The organism is Burkholderia sp. SR8 (assembly GCF_052851275.1).
The window spans coordinates 1-16,511 of sequence record NZ_JAULUC010000018.1; the positions used below are offsets into that span (position 1 = coordinate 1).

Annotated in this window: 13 protein-coding genes; 5 read left to right on the plus strand and 8 right to left on the minus strand. The window is 67.9% G+C overall.

The window, feature by feature from the left end; genetic code table 11:
• Nucleotides 1-14: 14 nt before the first annotated feature.
• Nucleotides 15-932 (minus strand): LysR family transcriptional regulator, encoded by a 918-nt coding sequence (locus tag Q3A80_RS21630; RefSeq protein WP_446330924.1) that lies wholly within the window; start codon nucleotides 930-932, stop codon nucleotides 15-17.
• Nucleotides 933-1,161: 229 nt separating this feature from the next.
• Between Q3A80_RS21630 and Q3A80_RS21635 the strand changes: the two genes are divergently transcribed.
• Together Q3A80_RS21635 and Q3A80_RS21640 are read left to right on the plus strand one after the other, a co-directional pair.
• Nucleotides 1,162-3,333, plus strand: coding sequence for a phosphocholine-specific phospholipase C (locus Q3A80_RS21635; RefSeq protein ID WP_446330925.1), 2,172 nt, complete (start codon nucleotides 1,162-1,164; stop codon nucleotides 3,331-3,333).
• Nucleotides 3,334-3,498: 165 nt separating this feature from the next.
• Nucleotides 3,499-4,227, plus strand: coding sequence for a phosphonate utilization associated transcriptional regulator (locus tag Q3A80_RS21640; protein WP_446330926.1), 729 nt, complete (start codon nucleotides 3,499-3,501; stop codon nucleotides 4,225-4,227).
• Nucleotides 4,228-4,351: 124 nt separating this feature from the next.
• Here Q3A80_RS21640 and Q3A80_RS21645 read toward each other — a convergent pair whose 3' ends face one another.
• The 5 genes from Q3A80_RS21645 to Q3A80_RS21665 all read right to left on the minus strand — a co-directional run bounded on the left by Q3A80_RS21645 (nucleotide 4,352) and on the right by Q3A80_RS21665 (nucleotide 11,036).
• Nucleotides 4,352-5,740, minus strand: coding sequence for an FAD-dependent oxidoreductase (locus Q3A80_RS21645; protein WP_446330927.1), 1,389 nt, complete (start codon nucleotides 5,738-5,740; stop codon nucleotides 4,352-4,354).
• Nucleotides 5,741-5,885: 145 nt separating this feature from the next.
• On the minus strand, nucleotides 5,886-7,016 hold the full coding sequence (locus tag Q3A80_RS21650; RefSeq protein WP_446330928.1) for a 2-aminoethylphosphonate--pyruvate transaminase: 1,131 nt from the start codon (nucleotides 7,014-7,016) through the stop codon (nucleotides 5,886-5,888).
• Nucleotides 7,017-7,064: 48 nt separating this feature from the next.
• The gene (locus Q3A80_RS21655; protein WP_446330929.1) at nucleotides 7,065-8,792 is read right to left on the minus strand and encodes a putative 2-aminoethylphosphonate ABC transporter permease subunit; all 1,728 of its coding nucleotides are present in this window, start codon (nucleotides 8,790-8,792) and stop codon (nucleotides 7,065-7,067) included.
• Nucleotides 8,789-9,880, minus strand: coding sequence for a putative 2-aminoethylphosphonate ABC transporter ATP-binding protein (locus Q3A80_RS21660; protein ID WP_446330930.1), 1,092 nt, complete (start codon nucleotides 9,878-9,880; stop codon nucleotides 8,789-8,791). Before Q3A80_RS21660 ends, Q3A80_RS21655 begins: the two co-directional genes overlap by 4 nt.
• A gap of 100 nt (nucleotides 9,881-9,980) precedes the next feature.
• Complete coding sequence (locus Q3A80_RS21665) at nucleotides 9,981-11,036, minus strand: putative 2-aminoethylphosphonate ABC transporter substrate-binding protein (protein ID WP_446330931.1); 1,056 nt, start codon at nucleotides 11,034-11,036, stop codon at nucleotides 9,981-9,983.
• A gap of 208 nt (nucleotides 11,037-11,244) precedes the next feature.
• Here Q3A80_RS21665 and phnA point away from each other — a divergent pair, with 208 nt between their 5' ends.
• Both phnA and phnY read left to right on the plus strand, forming a co-directional pair.
• On the plus strand, nucleotides 11,245-12,483 hold the full coding sequence (gene phnA / locus Q3A80_RS21670) for a phosphonoacetate hydrolase (RefSeq protein ID WP_446330932.1): 1,239 nt from the start codon (nucleotides 11,245-11,247) through the stop codon (nucleotides 12,481-12,483).
• Nucleotides 12,484-12,510: 27 nt separating this feature from the next.
• Nucleotides 12,511-13,965, plus strand: coding sequence for a phosphonoacetaldehyde dehydrogenase (gene phnY / locus Q3A80_RS21675; protein WP_446330933.1), 1,455 nt, complete (start codon nucleotides 12,511-12,513; stop codon nucleotides 13,963-13,965).
• Nucleotides 13,966-13,995: 30 nt separating this feature from the next.
• On the opposite strand, the gene Q3A80_RS21680 is transcribed toward phnY, so the two are convergent.
• Nucleotides 13,996-14,799, minus strand: a complete 804-nt coding sequence (locus tag Q3A80_RS21680; RefSeq protein WP_446330934.1) for an alpha/beta fold hydrolase — start codon at nucleotides 14,797-14,799, stop codon at nucleotides 13,996-13,998.
• Between the two features lie 81 nt (nucleotides 14,800-14,880).
• On the opposite strand from Q3A80_RS21680, the gene Q3A80_RS21685 reads away from it, so the two are divergent.
• On the plus strand, nucleotides 14,881-15,492 hold the full coding sequence (locus tag Q3A80_RS21685) for a CGNR zinc finger domain-containing protein (protein WP_446330935.1): 612 nt from the start codon (nucleotides 14,881-14,883) through the stop codon (nucleotides 15,490-15,492).
• A gap of 24 nt (nucleotides 15,493-15,516) precedes the next feature.
• Here Q3A80_RS21685 and Q3A80_RS21690 read toward each other — a convergent pair whose 3' ends face one another.
• Nucleotides 15,517-16,422, minus strand: a complete 906-nt coding sequence (locus tag Q3A80_RS21690) for a DUF3592 domain-containing protein (protein ID WP_446330936.1) — start codon at nucleotides 16,420-16,422, stop codon at nucleotides 15,517-15,519.
• Nucleotides 16,423-16,511 lie beyond the last annotated feature (89 nt).

Below are 16,511 nucleotides of genomic sequence, written 5' to 3' on the forward strand. Positions count from 1 at the left end.
AAACGCTTCGCGGCTCAGCGCGCGTTGACCTGCGGCGTTGCGCGCGTCGCACGCATCACCTCGTCCGCCGCCTGCTGCGCCGGCACGATGCACGCAAGGAACGCCTCGATCGCCGGGCTCTGGCGGCGCGCCTTCAGGTAGTACACGTATTCGTCGATCGTGGTGTCGACGCCGCGCAGCTCGATCACGCGCAAATCAGGATGACGCTCGGCCTCGCCGCGCGGAAAGAGGCTCCCGCCCACGCCATGCAGAATCGCCTCGCGGATCGCTTCGCGGCTGCCGATCTCGGCGACGGACGCGGCCGCGACGCCGGCCGCCGCGAGGATCGTCTCCGTGCAGCGGCGCGTGACCGACCCTTCCTCGCGAATCAGGAGCCGTACATCGGCGAGCTGGGCGGCATCGATCGCATCGAAGCGCGCGAGCGGATGGTCGCGATGCACGACGAGCACGAGCGGATCGGTCGAGATCACCTTGCGTTCGAGCCCGTCGGCGTCATTGCGCTGCGACGACACCGCGAGATCGATGCGGAACTCATGCAGCGCCTGCAGGATCTCCTCGGAATTGCCGATCCGGCACGTGAGCGCGATCGACGGATGCGCATGCGAGAAGCGGCCGACCGCATCCATGATGTAGTACGGCCCCGTCGCACCGATCCGCAGATGCCCTTCGAACAGGCCGCCGACGTTGCGCAGCATGATGTCGGCCTGCGCCTCGAGCGCGATCATCTTCTCGACGAGCGGCAGCAGCTCGATGCCGGTCTCGGTCACTTCGAGCTTGCGGCCGCTGCGGTAGAACAGCTCGACGCCATACAGCTGCTCGACCTGCCGGATCTGCGCGGCGATCGTCGGCTGGCTCACGCCCAGGTGGCGCGCGGCGCGCGTGATGCTGCCCTGCCGGACGGTCGCGTGGAACGCCTTCAGCTGATCGAACACGACTCGGCTTCTCCCCCGTCTTCATCGCGCGTCAGCGTAGCGTACCGATGTGTCGGCCGGATGAAAGGCGCGCGGTGCGCCGCTTCGCAAAAAAGCTGGGGGTCACCGCAAGAAACCTGCGGGAACCGGTCACGGCCGGGACACGCCGGTGCGGACTAATAACGGCAACGCACCGACCGCCGGATCCGCTCGACCGGCGCCACCCATACCGACCCACAGGATCCTCTTCATGTCCGCCACCAATCGACGCGATTTCCTGCGCCTCGCCGCCCAGTCGGCCGGCGCGATGGCCGCCTACGCCGGCTTTCCGCCCGCGATCCGCAACGCGCTCGCCATACCGGCCGCGTACCGCACCGGCACGATCCGCGACGTCGAGCACGTCGTGATCTTCATGCAGGAAAACCGCTCGTTCGACCATTACTTCGGCGGGCTGCGCGGCGTGCGCGGCTTCAACGACCCGCGCCCGCACCTGCTGCCGAGCGGCGCGCCGGTGTGGCAGCAGCCGCCGGCGTCGGTGGTCACGAAGAACTACCACGCGCGCGGACTCGACCCGGCCGCGCCGTACGTGCTGCCGTTCTATCTCGACCCGAAGCAGACGACCGAATTCCAGCCGGGCACCAACCACGGCTGGAGCAGCGGCCATCTCGCATGGAACAACGGTCAGTGGGACCAGTGGGTGAACCAGAAGCAGGACGTGCTGACGATGGGTTACCTGAAGCGCCAGGACCTCACGTACCACTACGCGCTCGCCGACGCGTTCACGATCTGCGATTCGTACTTCTGCTCCGCGCATGCGGATACCGCGCCGAACCGCATCTACCTGTGGACCGGCACGATCGACTCGCGCAACGTGTACGGCACGCAGCAGAATGGCCCGGGCATCGGCGAGCGCAACGACGTGAATGGCTACACGTGGACGACCTACGCGGAACGCCTCGAGAACGCGAACATCAGCTGGAAGGTGTACCAGGGCGGCACGGGCATCCCGGGCGATCCGACCGACAACTACACCGACAACTCGCTGATGTTCTTCAAGCGCTTCCAGGTGAAGGAAGGCGCGAGCGGCCCGCTGGTCGACAAGGGCGCGTCCGACCACACGCTCGCCGAGCTGAAGGCCGACGTGCAGGCGAACCGGCTGCCGCAGGTGTCGTGGATCGTGTCGCCGTACAAGTACAGCGAGCACCCGCAGGCGTCGCCGACCGACGGCGCGTTCTACATCAACATGGTGCTCGAGGCGCTGACGTCGAACCCGGACGTATGGGCGAAGACGGTGTTCATCCTCAACTACGACGAGAACGACGGGCTGTTCGACCACGTCGTGCCGCCGGTGCCGCCGGTGACGAGCGGCGTGGGCGGGCAGGGCATCGTGTCGTCGAACCTGCTGTCGAACCTCGGCGACGAACTGCTCGACCTGAACAAGTACCCGGGCGAGATGAGCCCGCTGGTGCCGGGCGCGGACCCGGGCGGCATCCAGCCGATCGGCCTCGGGCCGCGCGTGCCGCTGATCATCATCTCGCCGTGGACGAAGGGCGGCTGGGTCTGCTCGGAGACGTTCGACCATACGTCGGTGCTGCGTTTCCTCGAAGCACGCTTCGGCGTGAAGGAGCCGAACATCAGCGCGTGGCGCCGGTCGATCTGCGGCGACCTCACGTCGGCGTTCGACTTCTCCGCGCGCCCCGATACGCGCACGGTGAGCTTCACGGTGCCGCAGCACATCCAGACGGCCGGACAGGCGTACCAGGTGCCCGCGCAGCAGACGATGCCGGCGCAGGAGCCCGGCACGCGGCCGGCGCGCGCGCTGCCGTACGAGCTGTTCGTGCATGCACGCGTGAACGGCCGCGACGACAGCGTGTCGCTCGATTTCGCGAACTCCGGTGACGCGGGCGCCGCTTTCTACGTGTACGACCGCCGCAATCCGGCGACGCCGCCGCGCCGCTACGCAGTGTCGTCGCACGACCGCTTCGCCGATACGTGGAGCACGTCGGCCGCGCGCGGCGACTACCATCTCGCCGCCTACGGCCCGAACGGCTATCTGTGCGAATTCCAGGGCAACACGCGGCTCGCCGCGGACGGCAACCACGCGAACCCCGAAGCGAAGCTCGGCTACGACGTGCGCAACCGCCACGTGTACCTGCAGCTGCGCAACAGCGGCCGCGCGGCGTGCCGCGTGATCGTCGACAACGCGTACAGCCATGCGCCTGCCCGCACCTACACGCTGGAGCCGGGCGGGCGCATCGAGGATCACTTCGAGCTGTCGTCGAGCCACGGCTGGTACGATCTGACGCTCACCGCGACCACGCTGCGCGGCGGCGACGACAAGGTCGTGCGGCGCTTCGCAGGCCACGTCGAGACGGGCCGGCCGAGCCAGAGCGACCCGGGGCCGGTGAAGCGGACGGTCTGACGGCTGTCTCGCGTCGTGCGGTCGGGCGTGTTCGTGCCGGCCGCGCGGCGTCAGCTTTTTGGAAACTGAAAACTGTTGACAATATATCGGGCCGACGGTATACAAGGATCATTCGCCGATATGGCGCCCTCGTTTTTCATCCGCAGCTTCGCTGCCTGCCCGACCATGACTGCCCCGAACGCGCTCAACGCCATCGAACTCCTGCAAAGCCAGTCGCTCGCGATGATTGTCCAGGACATGCTCGAGCGCGCGATCGTATCCGGCGAATATGCGCCGGGCGAGAAGCTCAACGAAGTCGATATCGCGACGAAGCTGAACGTGTCGCGCGGGCCGGTGCGCGAGGCGTTCCGCGCGCTCGAACAGGCCGGGCTGCTGCGCAACGAGAAGAACCGCGGCGTGACGGTGCGCGTCGTGCCGCTGCGCGAAGCCGAGGAAATCTACGAAGTGCGCGCGATGCTCGACGAATCGGTCGCGCGCGCGCTCGCGAAGCGCATTTCGCCCGACACGCTGAAGGTGCTGAAGGGCATCATCCAGTCGATGAAGGATGCGGCAAAGACGCACGATGTCACGCGCTACACCGAGCTGAACGTGCAGTTCCACGACGCGATGGTGGTCGGCGTCGGCAATACGCATCTCACCGACACCTATCGCCGGCTCGTGCGTCAGCTCGGGCTGCTGCGCCAGGCGGCGATCGAGGCCGAGGAAGATGCGATCGCGGTGTCGGCGGCCGAGCACGACAAGATCGTGCAGGCGCTCGCGAGCGGCGACGAGGAGAAGGCCGTCGCGCTCGTGCGCGAGCACGTCGCGCACGGCCTCGCGCGGATGCGCCGCACGCACGAGCAGGGGCTGCCTGCGACGGGCAAGGCGGCGCGCGAGAAAGCCGAGCGCGTGTAACGCAGCCGGCAGGGCCGCAGCGGCAAAGGGAAAGGCAATGGGAAAGGCAAAGGGACGCTTCGCAGCGTCCCTTTTTCATTGCGCGTCACGTCACCGCATCAGCGTGCGTGACGTTGCCCTGCCGTCACGCCTTGTCGGCCTTGCCTGCCGCGCTCGCGAATTTCGCGAGCCACGTATCGATCATCGCCGGCCGACGGCTCTCGTCTTCCGCACGCTCCTTGCGACGGATCGCATTGCGCACGACGTGCGCGCCGACATAGCGGATCGGCTCCGGCGGAAAGTGGCCGAGCGGGCCGCGCACGATCGGGCTGCGCGTCCATGCGTTGTCGAGGCCGAGCACCAGCGACGACAGGATCTGTCCGCCCATGTAGGTCGGCCCGACGCCGTTGCCTGAATAACCGAAGCCGTAGAACACGTTCGGCGCGTCGTCGAGGCGCCCGAAGAACGGGAAGCCCGTCACCGAGCGATCGGACGGGCCGTTCCAGCTCGCGGTGACGGGCACGCCCGCGAGCGACGGGAAGAATGCGCGCAGGCTCTGCGTGAGCTGCGCTTCGTACGGCGAGCGCCGGTCGAACACCGGCGCGATGCGGCTGCGCCACGAGAACGTGTTGCCGCCCTTGCCGAGCATCAGCCGGCCATCGACGGTCGTGCGGTAGTAATACACGAAGATTCGCGAGTCGAGCACCGACACGCCGTCGACGAGCCCGGTCCGCTCCAGCAGCTCCGGGCATTTCTCGGTGATGACCATGTCGCTCGACACGACCGCGATCGTGCGTTCGAACTGCGGAAAGCGGCTCGCCATCCACGCGTTGATCGCGAACACCAGCTTGCCGGCGCGCACGCTGCCGGACGGCGTGCGCACGACGGCCGGCTGCCCCGGCGTGAAGTCGACGAGCGGCGTGCGCTCGTAGATCCGGATTCCCATGTCGAGCGCGACGCGGCGCAGCCCGCGCACGAGCTTGCCCGGATGCACGGTCGCGGCGATCGGCGAATACACGCCGTCGAGGTTGCGCGCGGAGCCCGAGCGCCGCGCGACTTCGGCGGCCGGCAGCGGCTCGTAGCTGTGGATCCCGCACGCGGCGAGCGCATCGAGCACCGGCGCGAGCGTGCCGACCTGCGCGCGCGACGTCGCGGTGTACAGCGTGCCGTCGAGCCGCAGCTCGGCATCGATGCGATGCGCGCGGCAGAAGTCGGCGATGTGCTGGACGGCCGCCTCCGATGCCTTCACGAGCCGGATCGCCTCCGCTTCGCCGAACAGCCGGCGCAGCGTGAGGAATTTCGCGGACCACGTGAGGAGGCACCCGCCGTTGCGTCCGCTCGCGCCGGCGCCGCACAGATCGGCCTCGAGTATCGCGATGTCGAGCGCCGGGTTCTGCTGCTTCGCCTGGATCGCGGTCCAGAGCCCCGTGAAGCCGCCGCCGGCGATACAGACGTCGGCCTGCGTCGCGCCCTGCAGCGCGGGTGCGAGATCGCCATCGTTGAACAGTGCTTGTTCGATCCAGAAGGGTCGCATCGGGTGTCGTGCCAGTAAGGTCGGAGGTGCCGTGCCGCGCACGGCGGGAAACGCAACCGCGGACGAAAGCGAAAACCGCAATCGCCGCATCGCGAGGCGCGCCGGCGATGGCTGCGCGCGCCGCGATGCGGCCCGGTTCGTCGCGTCAGGCCGCCGCTTGCGCGGACACGCGGCGCACGCCCATCGCCTTCAGCGTGTCGGCGATCGCGGCGACCGCGCCCGGAATCCCCGCTTCGCCGAAGTGGCCGATGCAGCCGACGCGGAACGTGTCGACTTCGGTCAGCTTGCCCGGATACAGAATGTAGCCGCGCTTTTTGACCTCCTGATAAAACCGCTTGAAGTCGTAGTTCGGATCGTCCGGCGCATGGAACGTGACGATGATCGGCGCCTGGATCGCCGCGTCGAGGAACGGCCGGAACCCGAGCGCGCGCATCCCGTCGATCAGCGCGCGCGTGTTGCGCTGGTAGCGGCCGCCGCGCGCGGCAAGCCCGCCTTCGTCGACGTACTGCGCGACGGCTGCGTCGAGCGCCGCGACCACGTGCGTCGGCGGCGTGAAGCGCCATTGCGTCGTGCGCTGCATGTACACCCACTGGTCGTACAGGTCCATCGCGAGCGAGTGGCTGTTCCCTTCGCAGCGTTCGAGCGTCGCGCGCTTCGCGATCACGAAGCCGAGCCCCGGCACGCCTTCGAGGCACTTGCCGGACGCGGCGATCACCGCGTCGAACGGCGTCATGCGCGCGTCGATGTCGATCGCGCCGAACGAGCTCATCGCGTCGACGATCAGCCCGCGGCCGTGCTTCGCGACGACCTGCGCGACGTCGTGCAGCGGGTTCAGCACGCCGGCGCCGGTCTCGCAGTGCACGAGCGCGACGTGCGTGATCGAAGGATCGGCCGCGAGCGCGCGCTCGACGTCGGCCGGCTCGACGCGGCGATCTTCGGTGTAGTCGATCGTCGTGAGCCGGCGGCCGAGCACGCGGCAGATCTTCGCGAGGCGCTGGCAGTACGCGCCGTTGTTCGGCACGAGCACGTGGCCGTCGCGCGGCACGAGCGTGCCGATCGCCGCCTCGACCGAGAACGTGCCGCTGCCCTGCAGCGGCACGCATTCGTGCGTGCCTTCGCCGTGCACGATCTGCAGCAGCCGTTCGCGCAGCCGCGCGGTGATCGCGTTGAAGTCGCTGTCCCACGAGCCCCAGTCGCGCAGCATCGCGTCGCGCGTGCGGTCCGAGGTCGTCAGGGGGCCGGGGGTGAGCAGGATGGGCTGGGTGGCGAGCGTCATGGTGTCTCCTCGATGAAGTCGGGACGTCACGTGAATGCGGCGAAAGGATCAGCGGCGATGCGGCGTGCGCCACGCCTGCGTGCGGCGCAGCAGCCGGTGCGAGATGCAGGCGAACAGCACGCACGCGAGCGACGACGTCGCGAGCACGAGCGTCGCCATCGCGGCGGCCGGGCCCATCTGGCCTGCGTCGTCGAGGTTCAGGATCGCGACGGACGCCGGCTGCGTGTCCGGCGAGTACAGGAACGCGACCGCCGAGACCGTCGTCATCCCGTTGACGAACAGGTAGCGTGCGATCAGCAGGATCGCGGGCAGGCACACGGGCACGGTCACGCGCAGGAAGCTCTTGTAGAACGGCACCTTCAGCGACGCCGACACCGCCTCGAACTCGCTGTCGATCTGCCGCAGCGCGGTGACGGCGGTCAGGTGGCTCGACGCGTAGTAGTGGACGACCGTGACGATCGCGAGCAGCCACAGCGAACCGTAGAGCCCGTTCAGCGGATTGCCCGGCGCGTTGAACAGGAAGATGTAGCTGATGCCGAGCACGAGGCCCGGTACGCCCATCGGCAGGATCGCGCACAGGCTGATGAAGCCGCGCAGCCAGCGCGCGCCGCGGGTCTTCTCGATCAGGTAGGCGCCACCGAACACGACGATCGTGCCGCCGAGCGCGACCGTCGCGGCCATCCGCAGGCTGTTCTTGTACGCGTCGAAGATGCCCGCGGCGATCAGCCCCATCCGGTAGTGCTGCAGGCCGAGACTCATCTGGTACGGCCAGAACTTCACGAACGACGCGAACACCGAGATGCCGACCACCGCGATGAAGAACGCGCACACCAGCGCGCAGTACGCGAGCATCGCGGCATCGAAGCCGCGCGACGGCTTCGGCTGGTACGGCGTCGAACGCGCGCCGAGCTGCGACTGCTGGCGGCGGCGGATGAAGAAGTCGACGCCGAACGCGACGAGCGCCGGGCACAGCAGCATCAGGCTCACGACCGCGCTGCGGTTGAAGTCCTGCAGCCCGATGATCAGCTTGTAGATGTCGGTCGACAGCACGTTGTACGAGCCGCCGATCACGACCGGCACGCCGAAGTCGTTGATGCACATCGTGAACGCGACCATCGTCGCGCTGATCAGCCCGTATTTCGCGCCGGGCAGCGTGATCGTGAAGAACTTGCGCGTGCGGCTCGTGCCCATCGCTTCGGCGGCCTCGTAGAGCCGACCGTCCGCGAGCGACAGCGCGGTGACGAGGATCATCAGCACGTGCGGGAACGATGCGTACACCATGCTCAGCACGATCCCCGGCAGCCCGTAGATCGAATGGCCGTGCAGCAGCGGCTTGAGCAGCCCCGCGTTGCCGAACCAGTAGATGAACGACACGGCCGACAGCAGCGTCGGCGCGAGCAGCGGCAGCAGCGCGATCGTGCGCGCGGCGTTCTTCAGCGGCATGCACGAGCGCGTCAGCGCATACGCGAACGTGAACGCCATCGGCACGACGATCGCCGTGACGAGCGCGCCGACCGTCAGCGAATGCAGCATCGAGCGCAGCACGCCGCTGTCCTCCAGATACTCGACGAAGTTGTGCGCGCCGACGAAACGGCCGTCCGCATCGACGAAGCATTTCTGCACGACCAGCGCGAGCGGCAGCAGCAGGAACAGCGACATCAGCGCGGCCATCGCGACGAGCGCGAACTGCGCGAGCCGGTCGTGCCAGTGCGTGAGCTGCCGCACGTCGGCGGGGGCGGCCGCGCCGCGGCGGCGTTCGGTGAGGACGGTGCTCATTGCAGTCGCTCCTTCGCGCTCGGGAACACGCGGACATGCTCGCGATCGAGCGCGAGGTCGATGCGCGCACCGGCCTGCACGCCGGTGCGGTCGACGTCGTGATACGACAGGTCGGCGACGATCTCCTGGCCGTCGAGCCCGTCGATCCGGAAGCTCACGCGGCAGAACGCACCGAGGAATTCGAGTTTCTCGACGCGGCCCGCGAGCACGTTGTCGGCGGTCTCGCCCGGCACGCGGATGCGCAGGTCCTCGGGCCGCACGTAGACCGACACGGCCGCGCCTTGCGCGGGCCGCGTGCCGCCATGCCGGCAGTCGAGCCCGACGCCGCCGGCGCGCAGCGTGCCGTCCTGCGCGACTTCGGCGGGAATCGTGTTCACGCGGCCGATGAAGTCCGCGACGAACGGCGACGCGGGCTGCCGGTAGACTTCGAGCGGCGTGCCGATCTGCTCGATCACGCCGTGGTTCATCACGACGATCCGGTCGGCCATCGACAACGCTTCTTCCTGGTCGTGCGTGACCATGATCGTCGTCACGCCGAGCCGCTGCTGCAGCGCGCGGATTTCCTGGCGCAGCCGCACGCGCACGCGCGCGTCGAGCGCCGACAGCGGCTCGTCGAGCAGCAGCAGGCCGGGCGACGTCGCGAGCGCGCGCGCCAGTGCGATGCGCTGCTGCTGGCCGCCGGACAATTGACCGGGATGCTTGCGATGGCTGTCGGGCAACCCGACGAGTGCGAGCAGCGTATGCACGCGCTCGTGGATCGCGTCGCGCTTCATCTTGCGGTTCACGAGCCCGTACGCGACGTTGTCGTAGACGGTGAGGTTCGGAAACAGCGCGTACGACTGGAACACGATCCCGTAGTCGCGCAGTTGCGGCGGCAACCGGGAGATGTCGCGGCCGTCCTGCGTGATGTGGCCGGCGCTTTGCGCCTCGAGCCCCGCGATGATCCGCAGCAGCGTGGTTTTCCCGCAGCCGGACGGCCCCAGGAAGCAGATCATCTCGCCCTTCATCACGCTCAGGTTGATGTCGACGAGGACCTGTGTATCGTTGTACCGCTTTTCGATGCGCTCTACGCTCAGATAGGGTGCCATGCACGCCTCCACGCTGCGGACGGCCCGCGCGCGGGCCGGATACGACGATGGAAAGGGATGCGGGGCGGCGCACGGCGCGGCCCCGCGGCGGGTTGCGGCGTTATTGCTGTGCTTTCGCCCCGTAGCGCTTCTGCCAGGTATCGAGGATCGACTGACGGTTCTTCGCGGACCACACGAAGTCGTTCTTTACGAGCAGGTCCGCATAGTTATCGGGGATGCCGGCCAGCTTGCGCGCAACGCCCGGGTACGCGACGATCGCCCACCAGCGCGCGGTGATCTGGTTCGCTTCCTTGCTCGCCATGAAGTCCGCGAGCTTCTTCGCGGCGTCGGGCTGCTTCGTCGTCTTCATGATCGCCGTGCCTTCCATGTCCCAGCCGAGCCCTTCCTTCGGGAACACGAGGTCGATCGGCGCGCCCTGCGCCTGCAACTCGTGGCCGCGGAACTCGAACGAGATGCCGATCGGGAATTCGCCGGTGCCGGCGAGCGTGCACGGCTTCGAACCCGAGTGCACGTACTGCGCGACGTTCTTGTCGAGCGCGTCCATGAATTTCCAGCCTTTGTCGTCGCCGAAGGTCTGCAGCCACGCGGTCACGTCGAGGTAGCCGGTGCCCGACGACACCGGGCTCGGCATCACGATCGCGCCTTTATAGACCGGCTTCGTCAGGTCTTCCCACGACGTCGGCTTTGGAATGTTCTTCGCCTGCGCGGCGACGCGGTTGTAGCAGATCGTCGCGCCCCACACGTCCATCCCGACCCAGTGCGGCGGCGTGTTCGCGTCGCTGTACTTGCGCGTGAGCTGGTCGAAGCCCTTCGGCGCATACGGCATCAGCATGCCCTGCAGATCGAGCAGCGTGAGGCTCGAAGCGGCGAGGCCGAGCACGACGTCCGCGCGCGGGTTGTTCTTCTCCGCGAGCAGCTTCGCGGTGACGGAGCCGGTCGAGTCGCGCACCCAGCGGATCTCGATGTCGGGGTTCGCCTTTTCGAACGCGTCCTTGTACGGCTTCATCGCCTCGTCTTCGAGCGCGGTGTAGACGAGCAGCGACGTCTTCGCGTGCGCCGCCTGCGCGGCACCGAGCGCGACCGCCGCGGCCAGCGCGACCCGCGCCGCGCCCATCGCCCATCCATTGAAACGCTTGTGTACCGGCACTTCGTTCATCTTCAGACCCCTTGACTGTAGCGCCGCGGCACGCGGCGGATGAGTGGAGACCAGCCCTCTTGCTGCTACGTTGTTTTGCCTTCTGTTCTTTGCATGTTGTTGACAATCTACAAATCATCAATTTTAATGTCAAGCATGGAAAACACCTCCTCGGCGCGGCGCGGGCGCCGATCGCTCAACCCCCTTCGAACCGAAAGGACTGAACGTCATGACTGAAACGCCTGTATCCGTGGAAGTGAACGGCCGTCGCTACAACTGGATGCGCCGCCCCGTGGTGGTGGTCTGCGTCGACGGCTGCGCGTACGAATATCTCGAGATGGCGGCGGAGGCCGGCGTCGCGCCGTTCCTGCGCACGCTGCTGAAACCGGGCACCGCGCTGAAGGGCGAATGTGTGGTGCCGAGCTTCACGAACCCGAACAACCTGTCGATTGTTACCGGCGTGCCGCCGGCGGTCCACGGGATAAGCGGCAACTACTTCTACGATCGCGACACCGGCGCCGAGGTGTTGATGAACGATCCGAAGTACCTCGTCGCGCCCACCGTGCTCGCGACGTTCGCGGAACAGGGCGCGCGGGTCGCGGTCGTCACCGCGAAGGACAAGCTGCGCCGCCTGCTCGGCAAGGGGCTCAAGGGCATCTGCTTCTCGTCGGAGAAGGCCGATGAAGCGAGCATCGCGGAAAACGGCATCGACAACGTGCTGGAACTCGTCGGCAAGCCGGTGCCGAGCGTGTACAGCGCGGACCTGTCGGAGTTCGTGTTCGCGGCCGGCGTGCGCCTGCTCGAGACGCGGCCGATCGACCTGATGTACCTGTCGACGACCGACTACGTGCAGCACAAGTGCGCGCCCGGCACCGACGGCGCGAACGCGTTCTACCAGATGATGGACACGTACCTGAAGCGGCTCGACGAGCTCGGCGCGATCGTCGCGATCACGGCCGACCACGGGATGAACGCGAAGCACGACGGCGAGACCGGCGAGCCGAACGTGATCTACCTGCAGGAGCTGTTCGACGAATGGCTCGGCCACGACGCGGCGCGCGTGATCCTGCCGATCACCGATCCGTACGTCGTGCACCACGGCGCTCTCGGTTCGTTCGCGACCGTCTACGTGCCGGCGTCCGCCGATGTCGACGCATTGCGCGCGCGGCTCGCCGCGGTGGACGGCATCGAGGTCGTGCTGACCGGCGCCGAAGGCTGCGCGCGCTTCGAGCTGCCGCCGGACCGGATGGGCGACCTGATCGTGATCTCGAAGCAGGACGTCGTGCTCGGCACGCGTCGCATCAAGCACGACCTGTCGGGTCTCGACGTGCCGCTGCGCTCGCACGGCGGGATCTCCGAACAGATCGTGCCGCTGATCTTCAGCAAGCCGGTCGCGACCGACGTAACGGGCCGCGCGCGGCTGCGCAACTTCGACATCATCGACATCGCGCTCAACCATCTGCAGTGACGCGGACGTATCCGCCAGGAGACACTCATGAACGCCATTGCAGAATCGACGGATGTCCGCACGCTTCATCGCGAAGCACTGCGAATCGATGGTGAAAAGCTCTACCGCGACGCGGTGATCGAGGTGCGCAATCCGTACGACGGCTCGCTTGTCGGTACCGTACCGAAAGCGACGCTCGACGACGTGCGGCGCGCGTTTGCCGTGGCCCGCGCATACCGGCCGTCGCTCACGCGCCACGAGCGCGCGGCGATCCTGCGCCGCGCGGCCGACATCGTGCGCGCACGCACCGCCGACATCGCGGCGCTGATCACGGCCGAAGCCGGGCTGTGCCTCAAGGACTCGACGTACGAAGCGGGGCGCGTCGCCGACGTGCTCACGTTCGGCGCGGGCGAAGTGCTGAAGGACGACGGGCAGATCTTCTCGTGCGATCTGACGCCCCACGGCAAGAAGCGCCGCGTGTACACGCAGCGCGAGCCGCTGCTCGGCGTGATTTCCGCGATCACGCCGTTCAACCATCCGATGAACCAGGTCGCGCACAAGGTCGTGCCGTCGATCGCGACCAACAACCGGATCGTCGTGAAACCGTCGGAGAAGGTGCCGCTGTCGTGCTACCTGTTCGCGGACATCCTGTACGAAGCCGGCCTGCCGCCGCAGATGCTGCAGGTGATCACCGGCGACCCGAAGGAAATCGCGGACGAGCTGATCACGAACGCGGCGATCGACCTGATCACGTTCACCGGCGGCGTATCGATCGGCAAGTCGATCGCGTCGCGGATGGGCTACCGGCGCGCGGTGCTCGAGCTCGGTGGCAACGATCCGATCATCGTGATGGAGGACGCCGATCTCGACGAAGCGAGCACGCTCGCGGTGTCAGGTTCGTACAAGAATTCGGGGCAGCGCTGCACCGCGATCAAGCGGATGCTCGTGCACGACGCGGTGGCTGACCGCTTTACCGAGCTGGTCGTCGAAAAGACCCGCGCGTGGGCATACGGAAATCCGGCCGATCCGTCGGTCGACATGGGCACCGTGATCGACGAAGCGGCCGCGAAGTTCTGCGAGCAGCAGGTGAACGATGCGATCGCGCGCGGCGCGCGGCTACTGGTCGGCAACGTGCGCGACGGCGCGCTGTATTCGCCGACGGTCGTCGATCGCGTGACGCCCGACATGCCGCTCGTGAAGTACGAGACGTTCGGGCCCGTGTCGCCGATCATGCGCTTTCGCGACATCGACGAAGCGATCCGGATGTCGAACAGCACCGACTATGCGCTGTCGTCGTCGGTCTGCACGAACCGCTTCGACCACATCACGCGCTTCATCACCGAGCTGGAAGTCGGCAGCGTGAACGTGCGCGAAGTGCCGGGCTACCGGCTCGAGCTGACGCCGTTCGGCGGCGTGAAGGATTCGGGCCTCGGCTACAAGGAAGGCGTGCAGGAAGCGATGAAGAGCTTCACGAATACGAAGACCTATTCGCTGCCGTGGTAAGCGGCGCGCGATGAACCCGCGCGGGTTCGCCTACCGGTCGAGCACGGCGGCGACGATGGCCTCCGGCGCATCTTCCTGGACCAGGTGACCCGCGCGCGGCACCCTTGTCAGCTTGCCGTCCGCGATCCGGTCGGCAAGCGCCTGCCCCTGTTCGAGCGGAATCCACGCATCGTCCTCGCCCCATACGATGCGCACCGGGAAGTCCGGCCGCGCATAGCGGGCTTCGGCTTCCTCGATGTAGCGCTGGCGCATCTGCGCGATCTGGCGATAGAACGCCGGCTGACCGGCCGGTGTGAGCCACGGCGAACGGTAGATCGACAGCACGTCGTCGCTCAACGGCCGTGCGACCGCGTTGCCGATATAGGCCGACACCAGCGCGTGATGCGCATATGCCGGTAAACCGGTGAACGCGGCTTCGTGCTGCGCGACGTGCCGCACGAACGGCGAGCCTTGCGGCGCGATCGCGACCGGATTCACGAGCGTCAGGTCCGAATACGCGATGCCGTCGAGGAAATGCGCGCGCAACACCGTCGCGCCGCCGTAGTCGTGCGCGAGCACGCGCGGGCGCGACAGCTTCCATTCGTCGAGCAGCGCGCCGAACAGCACGTTCTGCCGGCCGAGCGATACGTCGGCGTCGGGCATGTCCGACTGGCCGTAGCCGAGCAGGTCGTAGAAGAACACGCGATGGCGCCGCGCGAGCCACGGCGCGATCCGCCGCCACACCTGCGACGAAAACGGCGTGCCGTGCACGAGCACGAGCGGCGGCCCGTCACCGAGCGTGCCCCACGCGATCCGGTGGCCTTCGAAAACGAAGCGGTTGGGAAGATCCAGCATCGGTGCCTCCGTGATAACCTGTTTTGGTTGTTAACAGGTTACGCCGGTTTGGCCGGATATGAAACCGATAGGCGGAAATAAATGGTTACTCGGCACGCGCCTGCGCGGCAGGTGCACACATGGGGCGAGGCGGATTTCGTCGGCGGCCATCCGGCGCTGGACTTCCTGAACACGGTGGCGGACACGGGCAAGACGCGCGACGAGGACAAGCTCGCCGACTGGCCGGCCGTGCGCGCGTGGGCCGGGAAGGCCGGGTTGCTGGCGGAGCCTGACCTGACGCGGTTTCTGCGTCATCCGCGGCAGGACGGCGCGGCCGAACTGGCCGCGCTGCATGCGTTCCGCGAGGATGCCTATGCGGCGCTCGCGCACCTGACGGCCGGCGGCGGCAGCGCCGGTGCGCGCGCGGCCGACCGGCTCGCCGTGGCGATTCGCGATGCGATCGGACGCAGCACGTTCGACGCGATCGGTGGCCGTTTCGCGTGGCGCCCCGATGCGCGCGCGGCGTCGCGCTGGGTCGATGCGGCCGCGCTCGGATTCGAGCAGCTGCTGCGCAGCGACGACTTCGCGCGCGTGCGGCAGTGCGGCCGTTGCACGTGGTTCTTCGTCGATCGCGGCCGCGGCGTCGGGCGACGCTGGTGCGACATGCGCACGTGCGGGAACCGCGCGAAGGTCGAGGCGTTCAGGGAGCGGTGACGCGCGTGTGGCACGCCGTGCGCATCATTCGATTGATTCGTGCGCGCGATGCTCCGGCCACAGCCCGCCGGCGACGACCAGTCCGGCGACGAGGAGCGGCGTGCCGATCGCGAACAGGATCGCGGTGAGCCCCCACCGGTCCCAGAACTGGTCGATGACCGCGCGCTCCGGTGTGACGGGGTCGTACAGCACGTTGACGATCTCGCCTTCGTACAGCGTAGGGTGCGACGACGCCGAGCCTTGCGCGAACCGGATCGGGCGGCCGCTGTCGGTCGTGAACGCGACGATCGCCGAATAGAGCGACGTGCGCGTGGGGGACGAGCGTGCGGTTTCGGCGATCTCGACGACGTGACCGATCGAGCGCGCGTAATGACGGGCGATCTGCCACTCGCGCAGCCCGGCCGCGCCGGCGCCGGCCAAGAAGCCGGTGCCGATCGCGATCGGCAGCAGCGCGATCGCGACGTTCCAGCGGCGCCGTGCCGCGTTGCCGGCGCTCGCGGCGGACGGGGTGTCGACGTGCCGGCTGCGCCGCTCGTTCACGTACAGCAGGCTGCCGATCGCGAGCGATGCGGCCGCGAGCAGCGCCGGCACCGCGACCGGAAACCAGCGTTGCGCGAAATCGTCGATCAGCGCGGGACGGTTCGGATGGTCGGGGTCGATCAGCACGTCGACGCTTTCGCCGATGTCGTAGGCGGGCACCATCGATGCGGTATTGCCGGCGACTTCGCGGCGCCGGCCATCGTGCGCGAGATACGCGACGATCGGGCGGTACGCGCGCATCGCGTCGCTGTCCTGCACGATGCGCACGACCGTGCCGGGTGCGCGGACCAGGTGCCCGGCCGCGGCGCTACCGGCGATGGCGAGCGCCGCTGCGACGACGAGCAGCGCAATGCCGAGCGCGAAGGCGACGAGCGCGTCCTTACGCAGCATGACCGGATCCGTTGCGCGCGTGGTGCGATGGATCCGGATGCGATCGGGTGGATGGCGCGACGAGACCTGCGCGCCGCTGCTGGTGTGAC